General features: G+C 58.7%; 23 protein-coding genes. 18 read left to right on the forward strand and 5 right to left on the reverse strand.

The features are described from left to right. The first annotated feature begins 151 nt into the window (after positions 1 to 151). Positions 152 to 1,276, forward strand: coding sequence for a Gfo/Idh/MocA family protein (locus YUA_RS0116180; RefSeq protein ID WP_035971078.1), 1,125 nt, complete (start codon positions 152 to 154; stop codon positions 1,274 to 1,276). A 10-nt stretch (positions 1,277 to 1,286) separates the two neighbouring features. Here the strand turns inward: YUA_RS0116180 and YUA_RS0116185 are convergent, their stop codons facing one another. Continuing rightward, positions 1,287 to 2,312 (reverse strand): LacI family DNA-binding transcriptional regulator, encoded by a 1,026-nt coding sequence (locus YUA_RS0116185; protein WP_035971082.1) that lies wholly within the window; start codon positions 2,310 to 2,312, stop codon positions 1,287 to 1,289. A 595-nt stretch (positions 2,313 to 2,907) separates the two neighbouring features. Between YUA_RS0116185 and YUA_RS0116190 the strand changes: the two genes are divergently transcribed. The 17 genes from YUA_RS0116190 (at position 2,908) to YUA_RS48225 (ending at position 19,669) form a co-directional block, all read left to right on the forward strand. Beyond that, positions 2,908 to 3,636, forward strand: coding sequence for an SDR family NAD(P)-dependent oxidoreductase (locus YUA_RS0116190; RefSeq protein WP_027531656.1), 729 nt, complete (start codon positions 2,908 to 2,910; stop codon positions 3,634 to 3,636). A 40-nt stretch (positions 3,637 to 3,676) separates the two neighbouring features. Then, complete coding sequence (locus tag YUA_RS0116195; protein ID WP_051383197.1) at positions 3,677 to 4,459, forward strand: ABC transporter permease; 783 nt, start codon at positions 3,677 to 3,679, stop codon at positions 4,457 to 4,459. Beyond that, positions 4,456 to 5,214 (forward strand): ABC transporter ATP-binding protein, encoded by a 759-nt coding sequence (locus YUA_RS0116200; RefSeq protein ID WP_027531658.1) that lies wholly within the window; start codon positions 4,456 to 4,458, stop codon positions 5,212 to 5,214. Before YUA_RS0116195 ends, YUA_RS0116200 begins: the two co-directional genes overlap by 4 nt. A gap of 26 nt (positions 5,215 to 5,240) precedes the next feature. Then, positions 5,241 to 6,197, forward strand: coding sequence for an aliphatic sulfonate ABC transporter substrate-binding protein (locus tag YUA_RS0116205; RefSeq protein ID WP_027531659.1), 957 nt, complete (start codon positions 5,241 to 5,243; stop codon positions 6,195 to 6,197). Positions 6,198 to 6,254: 57 nt separating this feature from the next. Beyond that, positions 6,255 to 7,760, forward strand: a complete 1,506-nt coding sequence (locus YUA_RS0116210; protein WP_027531660.1) for a sulfatase — start codon at positions 6,255 to 6,257, stop codon at positions 7,758 to 7,760. 141 nt (positions 7,761 to 7,901) lie between these two features. After that, complete coding sequence (locus tag YUA_RS0116215) at positions 7,902 to 9,698, forward strand: chloride channel protein (RefSeq protein ID WP_027531661.1); 1,797 nt, start codon at positions 7,902 to 7,904, stop codon at positions 9,696 to 9,698. 410 nt (positions 9,699 to 10,108) lie between these two features. Further along, positions 10,109 to 11,023 (forward strand): P-type conjugative transfer ATPase TrbB, encoded by a 915-nt coding sequence (trbB, locus tag YUA_RS0116220; RefSeq protein WP_027531662.1) that lies wholly within the window; start codon positions 10,109 to 10,111, stop codon positions 11,021 to 11,023. 1 nt (position 11,024) lies between these two features. Continuing rightward, positions 11,025 to 11,351, forward strand: coding sequence for a TrbC/VirB2 family protein (locus YUA_RS0116225; RefSeq protein WP_027531663.1), 327 nt, complete (start codon positions 11,025 to 11,027; stop codon positions 11,349 to 11,351). Continuing rightward, positions 11,351 to 11,614 carry a VirB3 family type IV secretion system protein gene (locus tag YUA_RS0116230; RefSeq protein ID WP_027531664.1) on the forward strand — a complete coding sequence of 88 codons (264 nt, stop codon included), beginning with the start codon at positions 11,351 to 11,353 and terminating at the stop codon, positions 11,612 to 11,614. Before YUA_RS0116225 ends, YUA_RS0116230 begins: the two co-directional genes overlap by 1 nt. A gap of 10 nt (positions 11,615 to 11,624) precedes the next feature. Beyond that, positions 11,625 to 14,066, forward strand: coding sequence for a conjugal transfer protein TrbE (gene trbE, locus YUA_RS0116235; protein ID WP_027531665.1), 2,442 nt, complete (start codon positions 11,625 to 11,627; stop codon positions 14,064 to 14,066). After that, positions 14,063 to 14,794, forward strand: coding sequence for a P-type conjugative transfer protein TrbJ (gene trbJ, locus YUA_RS0116240; protein ID WP_027531666.1), 732 nt, complete (start codon positions 14,063 to 14,065; stop codon positions 14,792 to 14,794). The genes trbE and trbJ overlap by 4 nt, the downstream gene beginning before the upstream one ends. Further along, positions 14,794 to 15,165 (forward strand): putative entry exclusion protein TrbK-alt, encoded by a 372-nt coding sequence (gene trbK-alt / locus YUA_RS0116245; RefSeq protein WP_027531667.1) that lies wholly within the window; start codon positions 14,794 to 14,796, stop codon positions 15,163 to 15,165. The genes trbJ and trbK-alt overlap by 1 nt, the downstream gene beginning before the upstream one ends. Then, positions 15,162 to 16,391 (forward strand): P-type conjugative transfer protein TrbL, encoded by a 1,230-nt coding sequence (gene trbL, locus YUA_RS0116250; protein ID WP_027531668.1) that lies wholly within the window; start codon positions 15,162 to 15,164, stop codon positions 16,389 to 16,391. Before trbK-alt ends, trbL begins: the two co-directional genes overlap by 4 nt. Positions 16,392 to 16,495: 104 nt before the next feature. Further along, positions 16,496 to 17,179: a conjugal transfer protein TrbF gene (gene trbF, locus YUA_RS0116255; protein ID WP_027531669.1), complete on the forward strand. Its 684-nt coding sequence runs from the start codon at positions 16,496 to 16,498 to the stop codon at positions 17,177 to 17,179. Beyond that, on the forward strand, positions 17,176 to 18,210 hold the full coding sequence (trbG, locus tag YUA_RS0116260) for a P-type conjugative transfer protein TrbG (protein WP_027531670.1): 1,035 nt from the start codon (positions 17,176 to 17,178) through the stop codon (positions 18,208 to 18,210). The genes trbF and trbG overlap by 4 nt, the downstream gene beginning before the upstream one ends. Further along, a complete protein-coding gene (locus YUA_RS0116265; protein ID WP_027531671.1) occupies positions 18,207 to 19,427 on the forward strand; it encodes a TrbI/VirB10 family protein in 1,221 nt (406 codons plus the stop codon). Before trbG ends, YUA_RS0116265 begins: the two co-directional genes overlap by 4 nt. Before the next feature lie 2 nt (positions 19,428 to 19,429). Beyond that, complete coding sequence (locus YUA_RS48225; RefSeq protein ID WP_084292630.1) at positions 19,430 to 19,669, forward strand: DUF2274 domain-containing protein; 240 nt, start codon at positions 19,430 to 19,432, stop codon at positions 19,667 to 19,669. On the opposite strand, the gene YUA_RS0116270 is transcribed toward YUA_RS48225, so the two are convergent. The 4 genes from YUA_RS0116270 to YUA_RS0116285 form a co-directional block, all read right to left on the reverse strand. Next, positions 19,642 to 20,571 (reverse strand): LysR family transcriptional regulator, encoded by a 930-nt coding sequence (locus YUA_RS0116270; RefSeq protein WP_371259888.1) that lies wholly within the window; start codon positions 20,569 to 20,571, stop codon positions 19,642 to 19,644. The genes YUA_RS48225 and YUA_RS0116270 overlap by 28 nt on opposite strands. Positions 20,572 to 20,608: 37 nt before the next feature. After that, a complete protein-coding gene (locus tag YUA_RS0116275; protein ID WP_027531673.1) occupies positions 20,609 to 21,238 on the reverse strand; it encodes an acyl-homoserine-lactone synthase in 630 nt (209 codons plus the stop codon). Between the two features lie 97 nt (positions 21,239 to 21,335). Then, positions 21,336 to 22,058: a LuxR family transcriptional regulator gene (locus tag YUA_RS0116280; RefSeq protein ID WP_035971126.1), complete on the reverse strand. Its 723-nt coding sequence runs from the start codon at positions 22,056 to 22,058 to the stop codon at positions 21,336 to 21,338. 145 nt (positions 22,059 to 22,203) lie between these two features. Then, positions 22,204 to 23,199, reverse strand: a complete 996-nt coding sequence (locus tag YUA_RS0116285; RefSeq protein WP_027531675.1) for an amidohydrolase family protein — start codon at positions 23,197 to 23,199, stop codon at positions 22,204 to 22,206. Positions 23,200 to 23,266 lie beyond the last annotated feature (67 nt).

Genomic DNA, 23,266 nt, shown 5'->3' on the forward strand with positions numbered 1-23,266 from the left:
CCCCTACTAGCCGCAAATCTTCGGAAATAAAGCACCAAATGGGCTACTCAGGGGAATGAACACCGTGCGGAATGGCGTCATTTTTTCCTTGCATAGGAATGCAAGGTGCCCTGGCGCTTGCCCGGCGCCTCGAAGTTTAAGGAGCCGTTCCATGGCGATTGAAGCAATTCGTTTCGGCATCATCGGATCGGGCTATATGCTCAAAGCGCACAGCCTTGCGCTTCGTAATATCGAGGGGTTTCTTTGGCCGAATGCACCCCGCATCCAGATGATGCGTGTGGTGGATATCAATACCAGAGCAGCAGAGGAGGCGGCGAAGCGTTGGGGGTGGCGCGAGTGGGCAACGGACCCGGAGGCGATCACGCGAGCAGACGACATTGATGTCGTTATCATCATCACCCCCAACGGTGCTCATGCCGAGGCGGCAGTGGATGCTCTCAAGCACGGCAAGCACGTCCTTTGCGAGAAGCCGCTCGCCGATACGGTCAAAGCGGCGGAACGCATGGTAGAAGCCGCTGCAGAAGCAGGCAAAGCCAACGTGGTGAACTTTGGATATCGAACGTGGCCGGCAATCGAGTTGGCAAAAAAGCTCATCGCCGACGGCGAGATCGGCGATATCGTTCATTTTCAAGGTCATTACTTTCAGGATTATGCGCGCGATCCGAAGATGCCGTTTAGTTGGCGGTTCGACAGGAGTGTCGCTGGCGCAGGTGCGTTCGGGGATATCGGTTCGCACATTATGGATATTGCCGTCGCCCTGGTCGGTCCCGTGTGGAGGATTTCAGCGAAGACGCGGCGCATCTTTGCTCGGCGTCCGGTCACCGAGAGTGGCCAAATCGTAACTGTCGACGATATGACCTGCACGCTCGTGGAGTTCGCGAATGGAGCTGTTGGATCCGTTCATGCGTCGTGGGCGGCGACCGGACATAAGTGCGACCTCGGATTTACCGTTATTGGCACCAAGGGGTCGATCAAATTCACTTGGGAGCGCAGCAACGAACTGCATTTCTTTTCGGATAAGGATGCCGCTGAAATCGGCGGATTTCGTCGTATTGTGATCGGCGGAATCCATCCTGAGGCGGCGCCGTTTTGGTTTGCCCAAGGCCAGGGGCTTGGTTACGGCGAGGCCTTTGTCATTATCTTGCGCCGACTGATCGATGCGATCACGACGGGAAAGCCAAGCACCTCTCCGAACTTTGCCGAGGCGTTGCATGTCAATCGTATAGTCGAAGCCGCATTGCGTGCGGCCGAAAGCGGCAATTGGGAGAATGTCTAATCCGGAGGTGCTATTTCCTAATGCAGGCCGTGCTATTTCTCTCGACGAGTTGCGAGGCAACGGTTCTGAGAGAGCCGCGTGCCTCGGGCGATCCTTCAATCATCGCATCGAGCATGCGCCAAGCTTCATCTACCATCTTGGGCGCATCCTGCTGGATCGTTGTCAGGCTGTGGCTCGGCCATTGGGCTGCGGGAATATCGTCGAAGCCCGCGATCTGGACGTCTTCAGGCACCCTCAATCTGAATTCATGCCGCGCGACTTCGATGGCGGCAATGCCCATAAGATCATTGGCGCAGAAGATCGCATCCGGCCGTTCCCTCGAGCTGAAGAACTCTCGCGCTATCCTTTGGCCGCCTTCATATCGAAAATCGCCATAACCGAAGCGGACGTTGCTAATGCCATCTTCGGCCAGGCGCCCCATATAGCCGGCGAGGCGATCGTCGTTCGCCAAGTTGCCCTTCGTGCCACCGATAAAGGCGAACTTCCTACAGCCGTGGCGTATGAACAGATCCGCAATCTCTCGTCCGCCGCCGACATTGTCGCAGCAGACCGAGCTCACCCAAGCGTTCCGGATTCGGCCGTTGAAGAGGACCACCGGAATTTGCATCTTGGCGCAAGCTTCTGCGGCTTCCTGCGACACAATCGAAAGTGCGGTTATAATTCCGTCCACGCGATAAGCTGAAATCTGGGGTACGATCTCGTCGATGTATTCGCCATGATCAACGGAGAAAAGAATAACGGAGCTTCCGGCCTCCTGAATTTTCTTCGCGAACCGATCGACGATATCGGTATAGTATGGATTGTACATTCCACCAATCACGATCGCGACGAGTGCCGATCGGTGCGTCAGCATGATGCGAGGAATGATGCTTGGTTGGTATCCAAGCTCCGCAGCCGCCGCAAGAACTTTTCGCTTTGTCTTCGCAGAGACGCTCGCACCGGGCGTGAACGTTCTCGATACCGCCGACTGCGAGACGCCGGCGAGCCGAGCTACGTCGATCGATGACGCATACTTCCGTTTCACCCGGAGGTCCATTTCACAGTCCTTTCGAGCATTGCATAGCATATGCAACGACCGAAGCCCCATAGAAAGCGGAGTTGGCTCACAGATTACTTGCCGAAGTTTCCAGCCTCACCCACATCTCATGCATGAAATACGACGGCATTTATCGGCAGTTAACGTTTCGCCATCGAGACGCTTCGATTCTTCGCATATCCATTTGTCTTCCGAAGACCGCCTCAGCGGTTGTCTAAGGCCCTTGCATTATGAATGCATCCTCTCGGTACCGGCTTTCCATCGGCGGTGGTCGACAAAAGTGCAATAATAATAGATAGTTATAACAAAGCTCAGCGGCGCGCGGCAAATAGACTAGCAATGCAAATTTCCGTTGCAGGCCACTCTTGACCACGCTAATATGCATTTAGAAACAAAAAATGCGAAATGAGGGATGGGCGCCATGGCTAGCTTTTCATACAGATTCGAAGCGCCCTGCCCGACCTGCGCAGTTCCTCTCAGCACGTCCGGCCTTGAGCGCGTGTGATGGGACTCGAGATCACTTGAGTAGCCTAGATGCGCGTGGAGGCACTGGCGCCGCGCGAAGGCTAGGGATGCGGGCAAGGAGAAGCGCGTCATGAAAAGGCACGTTGTTATAACTGGCGGTGGAGGCGAGATCGGTTTCGCCATGGCTCGGGAATTTGCGGCGGCGGGCGCGGCGGTGACGCTTCTGGATAAGGTTCTCCCCAGCGAGCTGAACCCTGAAGTGGAGGCGATCGGCGCGACCTTTAGGCAGGTGGACGTAACTGATGCAGACTCGGTTAATGCAGTAGTCGGCGGTCTCGACGAGATCGACGTTGCAGTGGCCAACGCAGGCGTGCATCGGGGCGCGCGCTTCCTAGATCTTTCGCCGGAGGCTTGGCGATTGATGTTTGATGTCAATGCCGGCGGAGTTTTTCTTTTCTGTCAAGCTGTCGCGAGACGTATGGTCCGAAGGGCGCGCGGTGGAAATATTGTTGTAACTGGTTCTTGGGTCCAAGACGTGCCGCACGTGGACAACACCGCCTATTGCGCTTCCAAAGCCGCCGCGGCGATGGTTGCGCGGTGTATGGCTTTGGAGCTGGCCGAGCATGGCATCCGCGTAAATGTCGTTGCTCCGGGCATCGTGAACGCTGGGATGGCTGCACGACAACTCAAAATCGATCCCGTATTCGCGGCTACCGCGACCCAAGGCATTCCGCTTGGCCGGTTGCAAACAGCTGAGCAGGTTGCGCGCGCCACGGCTTTTCTTTGTTCTGATGAGGCGGAGTCCATCACTGGCATGACCATGCTGGTGGATGGAGGATTATCCCTGTTTAAACGCTAAGCGGATTGCCAAAATGACCTCTTCTGCAGAAGAAGTAGTGATGCTCGTCGACAAGGGTGGCTCGCCGCGCAGTCAAGCTCGTTGGTCGATACCGCTTCTTAATCTTCTCGGTTTTGCTATCTGCTTCGCCGTCTGGTGGTTAGTCACTTCACTGCATCTGATAAGCCTTCCTACTCCGCTACAAGTCGGCGAAAAGGCCATCGAGCTCATTCGTAGCGGGCAGTTGCCCTCGGATGTCCTGGCCAGCATTCGTCGTGTTCTTATCGGTTTCGCGCTTGGTGTTGTGCTGGCTGTGCCTGTCGGTTTTCTGGTCGGGTGGTATCGGGTGGCGCGAGGACTTATTGAGCCGCCCTTGCAATTCCTCAGAATGATCCCCCCCCTCGCCATAATCCCGCTTGCCATCGTGACTCTGGGCATCGACGAGATACCCAAGATCTTTGTGATATTTTTGGCCAGCTTTCTCGCGACCGTCGTTGCGACGTACCAGGGCGTCATTACGGTCGACGCGACATTGATCAATGCGGCCCGTGTACTGGGTGCGAAGGATTTCACGATCTTCATTCGTGTCCTAATCCCAGCGTCAATCCCATTCATATTTGTCGGAGTCAGAATAGGAATGGGGTCGGCATGGGCAACGTTGGTGGCGTCTGAACTGATTGCGGCCCAGTCCGGGCTCGGCTTTAGAATGCAGCAAGCTCAGCTGTTTTACGACTTGCCGACGATCTTCGTCTGCCTGTTCGCGATTGGCTTCATTGGCCTCATCATGGACCGGGTCATCCTGGCGATAGAGCGCAAGCAGACAGCCTGGCAGGAGCGCGCATGAATCCGAAAATTTCCTTCCGGAACGTCACTCGCAGCTTCGGCTCGTTGCTTGCCTTGGATCGACTAAATCTGGACATCGCCGATGGGGAGTTTGTCACGGTAGTCGGTCCGTCTGGCTGTGGAAAGTCGACCGCTCTCAATGTCGCTGCAGGTCTGGTGCCAACGTCATCGGGGCAGGTTCTTGTTGACGGCGCGCCCGTTATCGGGCCTGGGCCCGACCGCGGCGTGATCTTTCAACAATACGCGTTGTTTCCCTGGCTAACGGTTCGTCAGAATGTTGAGTTTGGATTGCGATTGAAGGCCTTGCCAGCCAAGGAGCGCCGTTCGATTGTCCAGCGCTGTATCGCTCTCGTTGGTTTAACAGACTTTGCAGATGCACTTCCGAAGACCCTCTCTGGAGGGATGAAGCAACGGTGCGCAATCGCTCGAGCTTATGCCGTGGATCCGAAGGTCCTACTCATGGATGAGCCGTTCGGCGCCCTGGACGCCCTTACGCGAGTTAACATGCAGGATCAGCTTCTGCTCACTTGGAGCGGAGATCGAAGGACGGTCCTTTTTATTACTCACGATGTTGACGAAGCCGTTTATTTGGCCAACCGGGTTGTGGTTATGGCCGCACGACCTGGACGTCTACAGGAGGTCATACCAGTAGATCTTCCATACCCCCGCACTGAGGCTATTCGGCTCTCGGCTGAATTCACCGCAATTCGTAACCACGTCTGGCGCGCTGTCTACCACCAGGGCGAAGCGCACTAGAGATACTTAGGAGAGCAACTGTGAGCATTACTCGAAGAACCGTCTTGGCCGTTGGCGGCGCAACACTGGCAGCAGGATTCGTTTCAACCGCTCATGCTCAGAATAAGAGAGTCCGCATGGGCTACAACGTGGACTTTCATAGTGCAAGTCTGCCGATGATCGCTGACAGTTTGGGACTGTGGAAAAAAAACGGTGTCGACATAGAGCTGCTGAAGTTCACTAACGGCCCGCTTCAGGTTCAGGCGCTCGAAGCTGGAAGTCTTGAGTTTGGATATATCGGCCCAGGTGCGCTGTGGCTCCCCATGGCCGGCAGATCAAAAATAATTGCGCTCAACGCGCTCTCGTTCTCGGATCGCATCATCGCTCAGCCACCCCTCAAGAGTTTGAGCGCGCTCAAAGGCAAGAAAGTTGGCGTGCCAAGTGGAAGTACCGGCGAGATGATCTTGCGGCTCGCCTTAGAAAGCGAAGGAATGGCACTCACTGATGTCAATGTGCTCGCGATGGATCCGAGCACGATTGTTGCGGCATTCTCTTCCGGTCAGATAGATGCTGCCGGGATTTGGTATCCGCTTGCTGGCACGATTAAGAAGGCCGTTCCGGAGCTAAACGAATTGGCGAAGGACGCCGATTTTGCAAGCAAAGTGTCGTTTCCAAGCGCCTTCGTTACTCGGGACGTTATCATCCAGAAGGACTCCGAAATGGTCGCGAAAGTCGTTGGCGTGCTTAAGGAGGCGCAAGATTTTCGCGCAAATAACGTCCAGCGAGCAGTCGAGATCACTGGCGAGCGTCTTGGAATAGCGCCGGAGACTCTCAAATTGGAGGCGACCGGCCTTCTCACGTCGAAAGAATTGGAGAAGTTGACGAAGGACGGCACGGTTGAAAAATGGCTTAATGTGCTGGAAGCAATGTTTAGATCGTTTGGGCACTCAGAGAAGTTTTTGCCAGTGTCGGATTACTACAAGCGGCAGTTCTACGCCGAGTAGAGTACGGCTCGAATAGTAGTGCCGTTTTAACTTGCACGACCGAATGCGGAAAGTCCTATGAACATTATCTACTTCGATGTCGATAGCTTGAGGCCGGATCACTTGGGTTGCTATGGCTACCATCGGGAAACTTCTCCCATAATAGACGGTATCGCAGCTCAAGGGATGAGGTTCGACAATGTCTATGCGTCGGATGTGCCATGCCATCCCTCCCGAACAGCACTGTGGAGTGGCAGACATGGTATCAGGACGGGCGTCGTCGATCACGGAGGAACAGCGAGCGAACCGTTTCGAGAAGGACCTAGCCGCGTTTGGGCTGGCACTTTCTATGAAGATGGTTGGATGCGAGCGCTGAGGGGTCTGGATTTCTATACCGCGACAATAAGCAGTTTCGGTGAGCGCCACGGATGTTGGCATTGGTATGCGGGCTTTAATGAAATCATTAATCCTGGAAAAGTTGGCATGGAAAGTGCCGAGGAAATAACGCCACTCACGCTTGAATGGTTAAAACGCAATGGTTCGCGTGGAAACTGGTTTCTTCACGTGAATCTATGGGACGCTCATACCCCTTACCGGGCACCGGCTTCGTTTGGAGATCCGTTCGCCGATCGACCACTGCCGAACTGGATGACAAAAGAGGTGTTCGAGGCGTGTTACTCTGGCTTTGGTCCACACTGCCCTCAAGAACCATCCGGCTATACCGAGAATGCGTCGACCAAGTATCCGCGCGCGCCCTCGCGAATCGACAGCATGCAAAAAGTCGAGGCTTGGTTCAACGGCTACGATACGGGCATTCGATATGCTGATCATCACATCGGGCTGATATTGAAAGCCCTCGGCGATATGCATCTTCTCGACAAGACGATCGTCGTAGTAAGTGCTGACCACGGCGAAAACCAGGGCGAGCTCAATGTTTGGGGAGATCACCAGACAGCAGATCAGTTCACCTGCAATGTGCCTCTTATCATTCGTTGGCCCAGCAATCCGAATCTGAAGGGGGTGAATCGAGGATTGCATTATCACTTTGACTGGGCTGCAACGATTGTTGACATGCTCGGAGGCGCGGTTTCTAGCGCTTGGGATGGTCGTTCGTTCGCCGAAGACTTGGCGGCCGGTAGAGACGGAGGCCGTGATCATCTCGTTCTAAGTCAGGGAGCGTGGTCCGTTCAACGTTCGGTCAGGTTCAGAAGGGATGGTGGCGATTGGCTCATGATTCGCACCTTGCATGATGGCTACAAGAACTTCGAACCGTACGAGCTCTACGAGTTGACGAGTGATCCTCACGAGCAGAGAAATCTGGCGTCGGCTAAGCGAGAAATCGTGGCGGAGGCAAGTCGTCTCCTTGACGGTTGGTGGTCGGATTCAGTCGCACGAAGTGGTGTCGACGTGGATCCTTTGATGACCGTGCTGCGTGAGGGTGGGCCGTATCACTGTAGAGGTCGGCTGGCAGCGTATCTCGATCGCCTCGAAGCGACCGGACGTCCGCAACATGCTGCGCGTCTTCGAAGCCGCCATCCGCAACAGGAGAAATCCGAGAACTCCATTTTCAAGATATTGGGGTAAGGAAGTGGAATGATTGCCTGAATGTCAATACCGCGATGCCGTGCGATCTTGCGAGCTTGCTCGACTTGGGGAGACTCTGATCTTAGACGCACGGCGGGTATCCCAGTATCCCTCGCGTTCGCCAACGCTAGAAATACCTGAATGTTCGAGCGGATCAGGTACATTGTCGATCGCAAGGGAGCGAACAAGGGATCGAACCGGCTCCTGGTCCGCGTTCGCGCGCTGCTGCGCAGCAACGAATTCTACCTGATCCCGCTCGCGCTCGTGATCGGCACCATTGCGGGCGCGACCGTGACGCTGATGGCCGAGATCGCCCAGATCGCCCATGTCCTGATCTTTGGCATTCCCGTCGACGTTCGCCTCTCAGCCAACGATCGCGTCAGTCCCTGGGCGGCGCTGCTTGCCCCTGGCCTTGGCGGGTTGGCGCTCGGCATCATGGAATGGTCGCGACGGCGTCTGAAGCTCTCCAACGCGGTCGACCCGATCGAGGCCAATGCGCTGCGCGGTGGCAATCTCTGCATGCGCGACAGCGTGGTGGTGTCGAGCCAGGCGCTGATTTCCAACGGCTGCGGCGCCTCGGTCGGACTCGAGGCCGGCTATACCCAGATCGGCTCCGGTATCGCCTCGCTGCTCGGCCAGTTCTTCAATTTGCGGCGCAACGATCTCCGGCTGATCGTCGGCTGCGGCGCCGCCGCTGCAATTGCCGCTGCCTTCGGCGCCCCGATCACAGGTGCGTTCTACGCCTGCGAGCTGATCGTCGGCGTCTACGCCGTCGCCAGCGCCGCGCCGATCCTGGCGGCCTCGCTCGCCGGCGCCCTGACCGCGCAGTGGCTCGGCGGCGCGCCGTATTCGCTAGAGGTACCGCGGGTGGGCGCCGTCGGACTAGAACAATATCTGATCTTGATCGGGCTCGCGCTCGTCACCGGCGGCGTCGGCATCGCGGTGATGCGCAGTTCGACGCCCTTCGAGCGGCTGTTCAAATGGCTGCCGGTCTGGATCAGGCCGGTGATCGGCGGTCTGATCATCGGCGGCTTCGCGATTCTGACGCCGCAGGTCCTGGCCGCGGGCCACGGCGCGATGGTGCTCGACCTCCATCATGACATGACGATCAACCTGATCGCCATGATCATCGCGCTGAAGCTGACCGCCTGCCTGATCTCGCTGGCCTCCGGCTTCCGCGGCGGTCTGTTCTTCGCCTCGCTGTTCGTCGGCAGCCTGATCGGAAAGTTCTTCGCGGCCGTGCTCTTGCTCATCAGCCCCAGCTTCGCGATCGATCCGCTGGTCGCGATGCTGACGGGCATGGCAACGCTGGGGGTGGCCATCGTCGGCGGTCCGCTGACGATGTCGTTCCTGGTGCTGGAGATGACCCGCAATGTCGACGTTACCGCGGTGGTGCTGGCGGGCTGCATCGTCACCTCGATCTGCGTCCGCTTCATGTTCGGCCATTCCTTCTCGACCTGGCGCCTGCATCTGCGTGGCGAGACCATTCGCAGCGCCAACGATGTCGGCTGGCTGCGCAATCTCACCGTCGAGCGCATGATGCGCCCCGACGTCGGCAAGGTGCCGTCGTCGACGACAATCGCCGCGACCCGCCGCGAATTCGCGCTGGGGTCGCGGCCCGGCATCGTCGTCGCCAACAATGCCGACGAATATGTCGGCCTCGTCATGCTGCCGGACCTGTTCTCCAGCGACCTCGACACCATCGCCGACGACATCCAGGTCGTCGAGCTCGCCCGCTACACCGACATCGTGCTGTTGCCGGAGATGAACGTGAAGTCGGCGATGGCGGTGTTCGACGAGGCGGAAGCGGAGATGCTGACGGTGGTCGAATCCGCCGAAAGCCGCAAGGTGATCGGCTTTTTGACCGAATCCTTCGTCCGCCGCCGCTATGTCGAGGAGATCGACAAGGCGACGCGCGGCGTGCTGGGAGCGCTATAGGGATCGCATCAGTCTTGCAGCTAGCAGCCCTTTTAGGTCAATGACCTCCAGTTCCTCGACGCGCTGCCGCGCCAGGCCTCTGGGAAGATCTTCAGGCGCAAGTTGTGCGATCTCCATGCCGAGGTTGCCTGCGCCCCGCGGCCTGACAAGCCAACAAGTTTTCAAACGTTGGAGCTGATGCAAAGCGGATTCGATCGCCTATGGTTGGTCGTTAATGAGGCCCGGCTCTAATTCCGGTCTTTCCTTTTCTACGCTGGTCTACGATCGTCGAACGCGCTTGTTGCACCAAATCAATTGGTGGCATTTCTAATCATCCCCATCCGAGGACGCTGTCTAGACGTCCTCATTCGGTGGGGGCGGCGGTGGCGATCCATTCCTTTCAATCGGAAACAGCATCGCGCGGCGCACGAATGCTGCGTAGTGCACTTGGTACGGCGATTGCCGGTTATCTGGAAGATGAATCGATCATCGAGGTGATGCTCAATCCAGATGGCCGGTTGTGGATTGACCGGCTGTCGAATGGCCTTACCGATACCGGCGAAACATTGTCCGCAACAGACGGCGAGCGCATTGTTCGTCTGGTGGCGCACCACGTAGGCGCGGAGGTGCATGCCGGCTCCCCCCGCGTCTCGGCCGAACTACCTGGAACCGGCGAACGCTTCGAAGGTCTCCTGCCTCCGGTCGTCGCCGCTCCAGCCTTCGCGATCCGCAAGCCCGCGGTCGCCGTGTTCACGCTCGACGACTACGTCGTCAAGGGGATCATGACCGTGGGGCAGGCCAAGACTCTGAGGGGCGCTGTCTCCGCTCGCAAAAACATCCTTGTCGCCGGTGGCACATCGAGCGGCAAGACAACACTGACCAATGCACTTTTGGCTGAAGTAGCGAAGACCTCCGATCGCGTCGTGCTGATCGAGGATACGCGCGAATTGCAGTGCAAGGCGCCCAATCTCGTCGCGCTGCGTACCAAGGACGGCGTCGCCACGCTGTCGGACCTCGTCCGCTCCTCGCTCCGCCTTCGCCCGGACCGCATCCCGATCGGCGAGGTGCGGGGCGCCGAAGCGCTCGACTTACTCAAAGCCTGGGGCACCGGCCATCCCGGAGGCATCGGCACCATCCACGCGGGCACCGCACTCGGCGCACTGCGGCGGCTCGAGCAACTCATCCAGGAAGCCGTCATCACGGTGCCCCGCGCTCTGATCGCCGAGACTATCAACCTCGTCGCCGTACTTGCGGGCCGTGGCGCCGATCGTCGCGTCACCGAACTCGCCCTCGTCACCGGGCTCGGAGCAGCAGGCGACTACAGCCTTTCACAAGCAGGAGACTGACATGCGTCCACGATTTCGTTTTCTTCGAGAAGCCGCGTCTCTGGCTGCCTCCGGTACGGTACTTCTGACGACAGTGCCGGCATGGGCGGCTGGCTCGAACATGCCATGGGAGCAGCCACTCAATCAGATCTTGCAATCGGTCGAAGGCCCGGTCGCCAAGATCATCGCCGTCATCATCATCGTCGTCACGGGTTTGACGCTCGCATTCGGCGATTCGTCCGGTGGTTTCCGAAGGCTGATCCAGATCGTGTTCGGCCTCTCGATCGCGTTTGCTGCCTCGAGTTTCTTCCTGTCGTTCTTCTCGTTCGGCGGCGGCGTGGTGATCTGATGGATGAACCAGTCGCGGGTTTTGTCGTGCCCGTTCATCGTGCGCTCACCGAGCCGATCCTGATGGGTGGCGCGCCGCGGTCGGTCGCGATCGTCAACGGTACGTTGGCGGCCGCCCTTGGACTTGGGCTGCGGCTGTGGATCGCCGGTCTCGTCCTCTGGTTCATCGGCCACATGGCTGCCGTGTGGGCCGCCAAGCGCGATCCCGCCTTCGTCGATGTGGTGCGCCGACACCTGCGCATTCCCGGTCACCTCAACATCTGAGTTCGCGGTCATGATGAATCTCGCTGAATACCGTCATTCCAACGCGCGTCTGGCTGACTTCCTGCCTTGGGCAGCCCTCGTTGACGAAGGAATCATTCTCAACAAGGACGGTTCGTTCCAACGGACCGCAAAGTTCCGGGGACCCGACCTCGACAGTGCAGTGCCGGCTGAGCTTGTCGGCGTCGCTGGTCGTCTGAACAACGCCCTGCGTCGCCTCGGATCTGGCTGGGCCGTCTTCGTCGAGGCGCAGCGTCATTTTGCGGGGTCTTATCCACCGAACAGCTTTCCAGACGTCGCGTCAGCGTTGGTCGATGCCGAGCGCAGGGCTCAGTTCGAGGAGGCTGGCGCTCATTATGAGTCCAGCTATTTCCTGACGTTTCTCTACCTGCCGCCGGAGGAGGGTGCCGCCAAGGCAGAGCGGCTGCTCTATGAGGGCCGCGATCGCACCGTCGGAGCAGACGCGCGCGAGGTGCTCCGTGGATTCATCGATCAAACCAACCGCGTTCTTCAGCTCGTCGAGGGGTTCATGCCCGAATGCGGCTGGCTCGATGATCAGGACACGCTGACCTACTTGCACTCAACGATTTCGACCAGGCGCCATCGCGTTCGCGTACCCGAAATTCCCATGTACATCGATGCACTGTTGGCTGACCAACCGCTGACCGGCGGGCTCGAGCCGATGCTGGGTTCGGCCAATGTGCGGGTTCTGACGATTGTCGGCTTTCCAGGTGCGACGACGCCAGGAATTCTGGATGACCTGAACCGCCTGGCCTTTTCGTATCGCTGGTCGACCCGGGCAATCATGCTCGACAAGACCGATGCGACCAAGCTGCTGACCAAAATCCGCCGCCAGTGGTTCGCGAAGAGAAAGTCCATCGGCGCCATTCTTAAGGAGGTGATGACCAACGAGGCGTCGACGCTGCTCGATACCGACGCTCACAACAAGGCGATAGATGCCGACGCCGCGTTGCAGGAACTGGGCTCGGACCAGATCGGGCAAGCCTTTGTCACGGCAACTATCACGGTCTGGGACCGCGATCCCGGTGCAGCCGACGAGAAGCTGCGTCTCGTCGAGAAGGTGATCCAAGGCCGTGATTTCACCTGCATGATCGAAACGGTGAACGCCGTCGAAGCGTGGCTCGGCAGCCTGCCCGGGCACGTTTATGCCAACGTGCGGCAGTCACCGGTCTCGACCCTCAACCTTGCTCATATGATTCCGATGTCGGCCGTGTGGGCGGGCGAGGCGCGAGATCTGCACTTCAAGGGTCCGCCGCTCCTGTTCGGCAAGACCGAGGGATCAACTCCGTTCCGATTCTCGCTCCACGTTGGTGACGTCGGCCATACCCTTGTGGTGGGACCGACAGGGGCCGGAAAATCAGTGCTGCTGGCACTGATGGCGTTGCAATTCAGGCGCTATCCGAATTCTCAGGTCTTTGCGTTCGATTTTGGCGGTTCGATCCGGGCAGCCGCGCTCGCGATGGGCGGCGACTGGCATGATCTCGGCGGCGCATTGTCTGACGGGGGCGACAAGCCCGTCGCGTTGCAGCCGCTGGCCTGGATCGACGATTCCATGGAGCGGGGGTGGGCCACGGAGTGGCTCGGCGCGATCCTGGCACGAGAGAAGATTGAGATCACCCCAGAGGTGAAGGATCATCTGTGGTCGGCGCTGACGTCTCTCGCTTCCGCGCCGATCCAGGAACGCACCCTGACCGGTCTGTCAGTCCTGCTGCAATCCAACTCTCTGAAGCGCGCCCTGCAGCCTCACTGCCTGGGCGGTCCATCCGGGCGCCTGCTTGATGCCGAATTCGAGCGTCTTGGCGAGTCCTCGGTCCAGGCGTTTGAAACGGAAGGATTGATCGGAACGAGCGCGGCTCCGGCCGTGCTGGCCTACCTCTTTCATCGGATTGGAGACCGCCTCGACGGCCGGCCGACACTTCTTATTGTCGATGAAGGCTGGTTGGCACTCGACGACGAGGATTTCGCCGGCCAACTCCGAGAATGGCTGAAGACGCTTCGGAAGAAGAACGCATCCGTCATCTTCGCCACCCAATCGCTGTCGGACATCGACGGCTCAGCGATCGCGCCGGCGATCATCGAAAGCTGTCCAACGCGCCTATTGCTGCCAAACGAGCGGGCGATCGAGCCGCAAATCACCGCGATTTACCGCCGCTTTGGCCTCAACGATCGCCAGATCGAGCTTCTGAGCCGGGCTACGCCGAAGCGGGACTATTACTGCCAGTCTCGGCGCGGCAACCGAATGTTCGAGCTCGGCCTGGGTGAGGTTGCGCTCGCCTTCACCGCAGCCTCTTCCAAGACCGACCAGGCCGCCATTGAGCAGCTCCTCGCCGAACATGGGCGCGAGGGCTTCGTGCCGGCTTGGCTCCAGCACCGCGGCGTTGCCTGGGCCACGGACCTGATCCCCAATCTCGGCAATCTGGAGAGATCGCTATGAGCCGTCTTAGCTCTTTGTTCACCGCTGGGACCATCGCCCTTACGCTTAGTGTAACGGCGCCCGCGCGGGCGCAATGGATCGTCTTCGATCCAAACAATTACGTTCAGAACGTCCTGACTGCTGCGCGTGAGCTGCAACAAATCAACAACCAGATCACCTCGTTGCAAAACGAGGCCCAGATGCTGATCAACCAGGCGAAGAATCTGGCAAACCTGCCGTATTCGTCGTTGCAGCAGTTGCAAGCGTCGATCCAACGGACCCAGCAATTGTTGGCTCAGGCGCAGCGCATCGCTTACGACGTCCAGCAGATCGATCGGGCGTTCTCAACCAGCTACGCGCCGGCCACTGGCGGCCAATCGAGCCAGGTGCTGATCACCAACGCTCAAGCGCGCTGGCAGAATTCTTATGCAGCAACGCAAGACGCGCTCCGAGTTCAAGCTGGTATCGTTGGTAACCTCGATACCAATCGTGTCCAGACGTCGGCACTCGTAACGTCAAGCCAAGGCGCCGGCGGTGCCCTGCAGGCAACGCAGGCTGGCAATCAGATTCTCGCGCTGAACGCGCAGCAGCTCGCCGACCTCACCGCTGTCGTGACGGCCCAAGGCCGGGCGCAGAGCCTTGAAGCGGCGCAGCGTGCCGCGGCCCAAGACCAAGGCCGAGAACAGCTCCGGCGGTTTCTGACGTCGGGACAAAGCTATCAACCCTCCAACGTGCAGATGTTCCACTAATGAGCGACATAAAGGCTTTCAAGGCGCTGTCGCTGGCGGTGTCGATCGGTGTGTTCTTTGTCGCAGCCTGTACCATTCAGCTTCGTGGTAGAGAGGATGCTTCCTCGGCGCCAAAGGCAGAGCAGACCACGGACGTCGATCCTACGGATCTCGTCCGCTGCCGCACCGTCAAGCCGGATGAAACGGCCAGTTATCAGCACTGCCAGCAGGCCTGGGCCGAAAACCGGCGACGGTTCTTTGGCAGGAAAGACGGTGCTGCCGCATCTCACCGTCCCGATCCCGTCGCCGGTCTGACACCCGCGCCAAAGGACCAGAGTCGGCTGCCGCAGGGGTATCCATCCGAGACGTCACCCGAAGCGAGCAAGCCATGACCGCCACCGGGATTATCGATCAGTTCCTGGAGACGTTCACGCGTTACATCGATAACGGCTTCGGGCTTTTGGGAGGCGATGTCGGATATCTCGCAACGACCCTGGCAGCGATCGACATCACGCTCGCCGCGCTGTTCTGGAGTTGGGGCCCTGACGAGGACATTATCGCGCGCCTCGCCAAGAAGACGCTATTTGTTGGTGTCTTCGCTTACCTCATAAGCAACTGGAACAGTCTGGCGCGTATCGTCTTCGAGAGCTTTGCTGGTCTTGGGCTCAAGGCATCCGGCGCGAGCCTGTCTGCGTCAGACTTCCTGCGGCCGGGAAAGATTGCCCAAGTTGGCCTCGACGCCGGCCGGCCGCTACTCGACTCGATCTCGAATCTGATGGGCTACATCAGTTTCTTCGAGAATTTCGTCCAAATCGTCGTTCTCCTGTTTGCCTGGGTCGTGGTGCTACTCGCCTTCTTCATTCTGGCGATCCAGCTCTTTGTCACCTTGATTGAATTCAAGCTCACGACGCTGGCCGGCTTTGTGCTCATTCCCTTTGGCTTGTTTGGCAAGACCGCCTTCGCAGCGGAGCGGGTGTTGGGCAACGTCATATCCTCCGGAATCAAGGTTCTGGTCCTGGCCGTTATCGTCGGCATCGGCTCGACCCTATTCTCGCAATTTACCTCTGGCTTCGCTGGCGGCCAGCCGACGATCGAAGACGCGATGACGCTGGTGCTCGCCGCGCTCTCGTTGTTGGGCCTCGGCATCTTCGGTCCGGGAATCGCAAATGGCCTGGTATCCGGTGGACCGCAACTCGGTGCCGGCGCCGCGATCGGCACTGGACTTGCCGCGGGCGGTGTTGTTGCGGCCGGCGCGGGCCTTGCAGCGGGCGGTGCTGGTTTGGCGGGCGGTGCGATTGCAGGTGCCGCGCGCGGTGGCGGGGCAGTCTTGGGCGGAGCATCCGCGGCCTATCGAAGTGGCGGCCTTGCTGGCGTTGCAGAAGCTGGGGGATCGGCAGTCGTGAGCCCGTTGCGTCGCGCGGCGGCTGCACTCGACGGAGGCGGGCATGCGAGCGAACAGGCCGCCAGCACTTCGGCCGAAGGGCAGCCCGATTGGGCGCGACGCATGAAGCGTTCCCAGACTATCCGGCATGGCGCGTCGGCTGCTGGCCACGCAGTGCGCTCCGGCGATCACGGTGGCAGCGGCTCGTCGGTCGACTTGTCCGAAGGAGGACGCTGACACAGCCGAGCCTTCGCTTTCGCGACCTGCTGCCGGCGGCTCCGTCTCAAACCCGGCCGTCTCACGACTTCAAACCGACCGTTCGATCCTAGGGGCAATCATAAATGTTCAAACGACCTTCTGTCCATTACGGGCGCATGCCCGAGCCGATTACGCCTTATCAAAAGGCAGCGCAGGTATGGGACGAACGCATTGGGGCAGCGCGGGTACAAGCCAAGAACTGGCGCGTGATGGCGTTCGGCTGCTTGATGCTGTCCGCCGGCCTCGCCGGAGGACTTGCCTGGCAATCGAGCCAAGGTTCGATCACGCCATGGGTGGTCGAAGTCGATCATCTTGGCCAGGCCCAAAGGGTTGCGCCAGCCAACATCGACTATCAACCGACCGACGCTCAGATCGCCTACCATCTGGCGCGCTTTATCGAGGATGTCAGAGGCCTGCCGGCCGACGGCTTCGTTCTGCGCCAAAACTGGCTCCGGGCCTATGATTTTACGACCGACCGCGGCGCGGCCGCGCTCAACGACTTCGCGCGTAACAATGACCCCTTTGCCAAGCTGGGCACGGCGCAGATCTCCGTCGACGTCTCGAGTGTCATCCGCGCGTCCCCAGACAGCTTTCGGATCGCGTGGACCCAACGCACCTACGACAACGGATCGTTGAGTTCGACCGAGCGCTGGACCGCTATTCTCACAATCACGATCGAGACGCCGCGCGATGCCGAGCGCCTGCGCAAGAATCCTCTTGGCGTCTACGTCCGCGCCATCAACTGGTCAAAGGAGTTGGGTCAGTGACCAAGACAACGCCTGATAATCATTCGAAACGACTCATTCCGCACACCAAATTCAGCTCGACCTGGTTCGAACTCGTAACCTCAAAGCGAGCAGTCTTGTCCGCTCTTCTGCTTTGTTCGTCGACGTTGGGAGGATGCGCGACCTATATTCCGCCGCAGATTAGCTATGACGCCGAGGTCCCCCCATTGCCGGCGCCTCCAGTGCCTCTCGACGACAGAGCGCAGCCGCTTCACGTTCCGCCGCTGTGGAAACCAGCTCTCGGCGGCAAGTCGGGAGGCAAGGAAGAGCCCGAGCCCGAGAGCCGGGTCGAGACGGCAAACAGCGCCGCACGCGTCGAACCGCGCAAGCGGGGGTATTTCAACGCGGCGCAGATCTACGCATACAGCCCCGGGGCACTCTATCAAGTTTACGCCGCACCCGGTCAGATCACCGATATTGCACTTGAGGAAGGCGAGCAATTGACGGGATCTGGACCCGTCGCGGCCGGAGATACCGTGCGCTGGGTCGTAGGAGATACCGAGAGTGGCAATGGTGATACGCGGCGTGTCCACATCCTGGTGAAGCCGACCCGCGCATCAATCGAGACAAACCTTGTCGTCAATACCGACCGGCGTACTTACCTGATCGAGCTCCGTTCCCGCGAGCGGCCCTATATGCCATCCGTCGCCTGGTACTATCCCGAGACGGTGCGCGAAAAATTGCGTTCTGTTTCCCTGAGGCCGGTTGTTCCGGACCCATCGCGGCGCGTCTTCCGCTACGCAATTGAGGGTGACAGCCCACCCTGGCGGCCGCTTACCGCATATGACGACGGCCGAAAGGTCTATGTCGAATTCCCGCAAGGGATTGTTCAAGGCGAAATGCCGCCGCTCTTCGTCATCGGCCCCGACGGCAAGACCGAACTCGTCAACTACCGTGCTTACGGGAATGTCTTGATCGTGGATCGGTTGTTCGCAGCCGCAGAACTGCGGCTCGGCGGCGAACACCAGCAGAAGGTCAGAATTGTCCGGACCGACGGGAGGCCGTCGTCATGAACGCCGAGAATGGAAGCGATCGAGAGCAGGCGATTCCGCCGCAAACATCGGACGAGCAGTCAAGGAGCTTTCGGCTAAGAGCCGAACCCCCGCGCGTGACACGGCTGTCGCGAAAAGTTCTGGCGGGAGGAAGCGCAGTTGCCTTGCTTGTCATAGGCGGAACGGTGTTGTGGTCGCTACAAAGCAACCGTTCCCGAAACCAGGCGGCCGATGAGCTTTACAGCACGGACCATCACAACATCGCCGACGGCATTACCGCACTACCGAAGGACTATACCGCTGTCACTCGCCAGGCCGTCCCGCAGCTTGGACCACCGCTCCCAGGAAACCTTGGTCGGCCTATCCTTGCCGCTCAAGGCCAGTCTCCAATGATCAGCAGTGCGGCTCCTGATCCGGAACAGCAGCGTCGGGACCAGGAATACGAAGCAGCCCGCGTCAGCCATTTGTTCGCTCCGACCAATGGGAGAGAGGTGCATCCGCCGGCCGTCGCGGCTCAAGGGGGCGATCGCAATGCTCCGTCGAGTTCGACTACGGGCAGCGACGAAGGGTATGGGCAGAACGGTCAGGACAGAAAGCTTGTCTTTGTCAACGCATCCGTTGATCGCCGCACTGTAACCCCAGACCGCGTCACCAGGCCGGCTTCGCCGTATATCGTGCAGGCAGGAACGGTCATTCCGGGCGCCCTGATCACAGGGATCAGATCGGACCTTCCAGGCCAGATCATAGCGCAGGTGACGGAGAACGTGTTCGACACGCCGACTGGTCGTTTGCTCTTGATCCCGCAAGGGGCGCGCTTGATTGGGGTGTACGACAGCCAGATCGCATTCGGTCAGTCGCGCGTGCTTCTGGTCTGGACCCGTCTGCTTATGCCGAACGGCCGGTCGATCGTGCTAGAACGGCAACAGGGCGCCGACGCGGCGGGCTATTCTGGACTTGAGGACGAGGTCGACAATCATTGGGGCGAACTGTTCAAGGCTGCTGCCCTGTCGACATTCCTGGCCGTGGGCACCGAACTTGGTGCGGGTTCAGATACCAATAGCAACGACAGTGCGATCATCCAGGCATTTCGACACGGGGCCAGCGACTCATTGAACCAAACCGGTCAGCAGGTTGTTCGTCGCAGCCTCAATATTCAGCCGACGCTGACCATCCGGCAAGGATTTCCGGTGCGCGTGATCGTGAATCGGGACCTCATTCTAGAGCCATATAGAGGGTGAAGATGGCAAAGCTAAAGATCGGAACGCTTCCGGACGACAAGCCGGTGAAGGTGAACACGGAATTGCCGGCACCGGTTCATCGAGATCTCGTCGCATATGCGGAAGCGGTAGGACGACAAACGGGTCAATCGATAGATCCTGCCAAGCTAATTGCGCCCATGTTGGCGCGTTTCATGGCGACCGACAGAGGCTTCTCTCGGTTAAGACGCGGACTTCATCCACCAACGGACGGAAATGGGTAGCGCTCTGCCAAGAGAGATAGGAATCGCTGGAGTGCGGGGTTTTGGTTGTCCTTGCGCCAATGAGCATGAAAACTTATGAGGCTCGCACCCGTACCGTCCTGGATCTCCCGATAAGTCAGTCCCTCAAAGCTAGCACCGATATCGGACTCCAACACAAGACTGACTCCCAGTCCCATACTGATGAGATTCTTCAGGACGCCGCGGCCCACATCATGCCGTTTAATTGCGGGGCGCTTGTCCTCGGCTACTAGATTGGAGACAAGAATGTTCTCGATATCAGCGCTTGGGTCGTACTGGCTCATGAGAATAGTTTCATTGCGAAGATCGGTCCAGTGGATGTCATCGTGCGTCGCAAGCGGATGGTCCTTTGGAATCACGATCATGATGCGCTCGCTCCAAACCGGCAGGCGCTCGTTGTCCGGCGATTGACGTTGTCCTGGAACGAGCACTATATCGATTGCGTCGTTTTGAAGCGCGTTCATGAGACGGACGCGCGATCGCTCGATCGTTGCAATATCAACTCGCGGAGCGAGTCGTCGGAATTCGACCAGGCTCGCCCTCAGGTTTCCCGCCGAAATTGATGTACAGAAACCAATAGAAAGACGGCCACTTTCGCCTTTGCCGCTGGAGATCCCCGTCGCCACCAACGTTTCCACTTGCTCAAGGATAATCCGCGACAGTTGCAATATTCTGCGTCCAGAAGCTGTAGGCACGACTCCGCTGGTCGAACGTTCGAAGAGGGCAACGCCGATCAGGTGCTCGAATTGAGTTATGGAGCGGCTCAAGACTGAATGTCGAACGGAAAGGAGGTCGGCTGCCTGCCGAAGACTCCCGGAATCGGCTGCAGCGACTGCAAATCGCAAGTGATGCAGCCCGATATTGACGGATTTGGGGGCCATCATATTCAGTGGACGCCGGTGCGCGTTGAGATGCTTCGTTCTAGGCGGCCTTCAAAGCCGGCTCCCAAAGGACGGGTGACTGCAGCCCGCCTGCCTTGCAAACCTTCGTGAGACAGTGACTGGAGATCTCGAGGTACCCGGCAATGGCCATGGTATTTCCCAATCTCTTCGCCGGCCCAATACGACGCAGGGGCCATTCTGCGCGTCGCAAGATGCGCTCCATTCGGGCATCTGTGACCGTGATGATCTCCGTCAGCCCACGCGAAAGCCCAAACTCAATCATGCCAATGAAGAGTTCGTATGTTGCGTCATTAAGCCCGCGATTTGCATTGCGTGCGTCGGAATCAACATCGAGCGCGAAACGACTGCTCTCCCACACGAGTGGGCTGGGTTCAAAGCGATGATCATCCAGCAAGACTGGAAAAGTATCGCGCAACATTGTTGGTCCCGTGGACGGAAGCAAACGTACGCACCCCTGAACACGATAGTCGTTCGCGCGCTGAAGCAGATATACGGGCCTGAGCGCGTCGAATTCGTCGACCTCCAAGTCCCCGCTTGTCTGCACGTCCCAGTTCAAACGCTCTTTGAATACCCGGTACCTGAGGCGGTGCATTTTCGTGAGTTCTTCGACAAATGCTCCGTAAAAATCTGGCGTGATGACCTGCATCATGACTTATCCTCCAACGATTGCCAGCTCGAGCGATTGAAGAACATAGCGTTCTGAAGCGCATCCTCCTCAACTTAGGAGGTGTGAACGGTTGGTAAATCTACCGTGCGCAGTTCGATGCGGCCAAGCGTGCGACCGCCTGGATTGTCGACCTAACGCCGAGCTTGACCTTGGCGTTTTCGAGGTGAAACGCCACCGTATAGCGCGAGATTCCCATGATTTGTCCGGTGTCCCACGCCGACTTGCCTTCGGCGGCCCACTTGAGGCATTCGATCTCGCGAGGTGACAGTGCGCTTCCGTCAATCAGAGTTGTGGTCATTGTGGTTCGACGCACATGCGCGTGAAAGTACATCGCGATCAGCTCGAGCACGCGAGCATTTTTCTCTATCGACTGTTCGAATGAGGAACGACGCTCGTCCGCGGCAAATGTCACTGCCGCTATTGCGCCATATCCGTCGTGGACCGGAATGGTAAATCCGCAGCGGATGCCGAATCTCGCAGCCTCCTCGAACAACGCGCTTCCTGTCGTCAGAATCGGAGTTGGTTCGATGTCAAGCCCCCACCGAAACGGCTCGGGACGCCGCAGAGCTTGAATAATCACCGGATCCTGACGCTCGTAATGGTTCTGCAAATAGAATGAGGTCCAGGTCGAGGGATAGTTGGAAATCAGAACTGGTGCCGTCGAGGGCGGCCGCGGCAAAGCAAGATAGGCGAAGCAACGTAGCTGGAGCGCCGTGGCAGCTCCGGCCATACTTTCGCGGAGGCTTTCCAAGTCCTTGCTCTCAAAAAGATGATCAACAAAGGTCTGAAAAACTCGACGCACGTTGCCCCCAAGGCTCAACCAGTCTTGGTACGCGAATGGTCTGCCCTTTTGTCAAGAACTGCAATTGGAATACCATGGTCTCCGCTCAGAGCGGAGGTGGCGTCACGATCGACCGTGTCGAAGTGGCAATGGCGTCATCCCTGAGTCAATCCAAGAGTGAAAGCCGCAAGAGACGTTCAGCATTGCCGTGGAGGATCTTATCCATTTCCGTCGGGGGCAGTTCGACCCGTTTGAGGGCGTCCAGGGTCGCTCCGATGGGGGCGAATGGTGCGTCGGTCGCGAACGTAATGTGATCGGTACCGAAGAATTCCAACCCAGACGGCAGGCCAGCCGTACCGCCGAACAAGGCAGTGTCCGCATAGAACATGTGAAAGTAGTCCAGGTGTGGTTTCTTGAGCGAGCTGAGGACACTGCTGTAGTCCTCGTCATTGGTGCGGCTACCAAGGTAAGCCATACCTGCACCGAGGCGTCCGTCGAAATATGGGATCATTCCGCCCAGATGGTGGGTTATTATTTTGAGGGTCGGATGCCGGTCGAAGACCCCAGAGAAAGCAAGGCGCGCCATAGCTACCGAAGTCTCATAAGGCCAGCCAAAGCACCACCACATCTCGTACCGCGATCTCTGTTCTGACTTGTAATCCGTCATTGCGGCGGTCCGCGCCGGATGCAGCCAAATCGGAAGATCGTGGTCGGCCATGATCTCGAAGAGGGGCCGGAACTCGGGCAGGTCGAGCGGACGGCCGGCTACGTTTGTGTAGATTTGAATGCCCCGTGCCCCCAGACCTATCGCCCTGGTTGTCTCTTCCAAAGCCGCATCGACATCGTTGAGCGCCACGGTCGCCACCCAGGCAGGAAAACGGTCCGGATGACGCCCGGCAATTTCGGCCATCTCGTCGTTGGCCATCCGTGCAAGTTCTTGAGTCTCGGAAGGTGGGGCAACCTCCTCGATTACCGGGTGCGGAAGCGAGATGACTTGCACATAATCGCCGTGGCGATCCATTTCCACGAACCTCGCGTCGAGGTTTATGATCTGCGGCGTCCCTTTCATTCGCGTGGCGATGCCGCCTAGGGCGGATCCTGTACGCGACAAGCGCTCCAAGTATCGGGGCGGAAAAAGATGAGTGTATATATCAATGATCAAGTGCTGTCTCCTCGGATCCGTTCGGTGCAAGGGGTGACCGTGCGTCGAGCTACGCACGGTACTCCAA

Origin of the sequence: Bradyrhizobium sp. WSM3983, from assembly GCF_000473045.1 — a bacterium.
Lineage (GTDB): Bacteria > Pseudomonadota > Alphaproteobacteria > Rhizobiales > Xanthobacteraceae > Bradyrhizobium.

Bases quoted from the DNA above. Each gene is read 5' to 3' on its own strand.
- YUA_RS0116180 (WP_035971078.1), top strand. From the start codon at position 152: ATGGCGATTGAAGCAATTCGTTTCGGCATCATCGGATCGGGCTATATG.
- YUA_RS0116185 (WP_035971082.1), bottom strand. From the start codon at position 2,312: ATGGACCTCCGGGTGAAACGGAAGTATGCGTCATCGATCGACGTAGCT.
- YUA_RS0116190 (WP_027531656.1), top strand. From the start codon at position 2,908: ATGAAAAGGCACGTTGTTATAACTGGCGGTGGAGGCGAGATCGGTTTC.
- YUA_RS0116195 (WP_051383197.1), top strand. From the start codon at position 3,677: ATGCTCGTCGACAAGGGTGGCTCGCCGCGCAGTCAAGCTCGTTGGTCG.
- YUA_RS0116200 (WP_027531658.1), top strand. From the start codon at position 4,456: ATGAATCCGAAAATTTCCTTCCGGAACGTCACTCGCAGCTTCGGCTCG.
- YUA_RS0116210 (WP_027531660.1), top strand. From the start codon at position 6,255: ATGAACATTATCTACTTCGATGTCGATAGCTTGAGGCCGGATCACTTG.
- YUA_RS0116215 (WP_027531661.1), top strand. From the start codon at position 7,902: ATGTTCGAGCGGATCAGGTACATTGTCGATCGCAAGGGAGCGAACAAG.
- trbB (WP_027531662.1), top strand. From the start codon at position 10,109: ATGCTGCGTAGTGCACTTGGTACGGCGATTGCCGGTTATCTGGAAGAT.
- YUA_RS0116225 (WP_027531663.1), top strand. From the start codon at position 11,025: ATGCGTCCACGATTTCGTTTTCTTCGAGAAGCCGCGTCTCTGGCTGCC.
- YUA_RS0116230 (WP_027531664.1), top strand. From the start codon at position 11,351: ATGGATGAACCAGTCGCGGGTTTTGTCGTGCCCGTTCATCGTGCGCTC.
- trbE (WP_027531665.1), top strand. From the start codon at position 11,625: ATGATGAATCTCGCTGAATACCGTCATTCCAACGCGCGTCTGGCTGAC.
- trbJ (WP_027531666.1), top strand. From the start codon at position 14,063: ATGAGCCGTCTTAGCTCTTTGTTCACCGCTGGGACCATCGCCCTTACG.
- trbK-alt (WP_027531667.1), top strand. From the start codon at position 14,794: ATGAGCGACATAAAGGCTTTCAAGGCGCTGTCGCTGGCGGTGTCGATC.
- trbL (WP_027531668.1), top strand. From the start codon at position 15,162: ATGACCGCCACCGGGATTATCGATCAGTTCCTGGAGACGTTCACGCGT.
- trbF (WP_027531669.1), top strand. From the start codon at position 16,496: ATGTTCAAACGACCTTCTGTCCATTACGGGCGCATGCCCGAGCCGATT.
- YUA_RS0116265 (WP_027531671.1), top strand. From the start codon at position 18,207: ATGAACGCCGAGAATGGAAGCGATCGAGAGCAGGCGATTCCGCCGCAA.
- YUA_RS48225 (WP_084292630.1), top strand. From the start codon at position 19,430: ATGGCAAAGCTAAAGATCGGAACGCTTCCGGACGACAAGCCGGTGAAG.
- YUA_RS0116270 (WP_371259888.1), bottom strand. From the start codon at position 20,571: ATGATGGCCCCCAAATCCGTCAATATCGGGCTGCATCACTTGCGATTT.
- YUA_RS0116275 (WP_027531673.1), bottom strand. From the start codon at position 21,238: ATGATGCAGGTCATCACGCCAGATTTTTACGGAGCATTTGTCGAAGAA.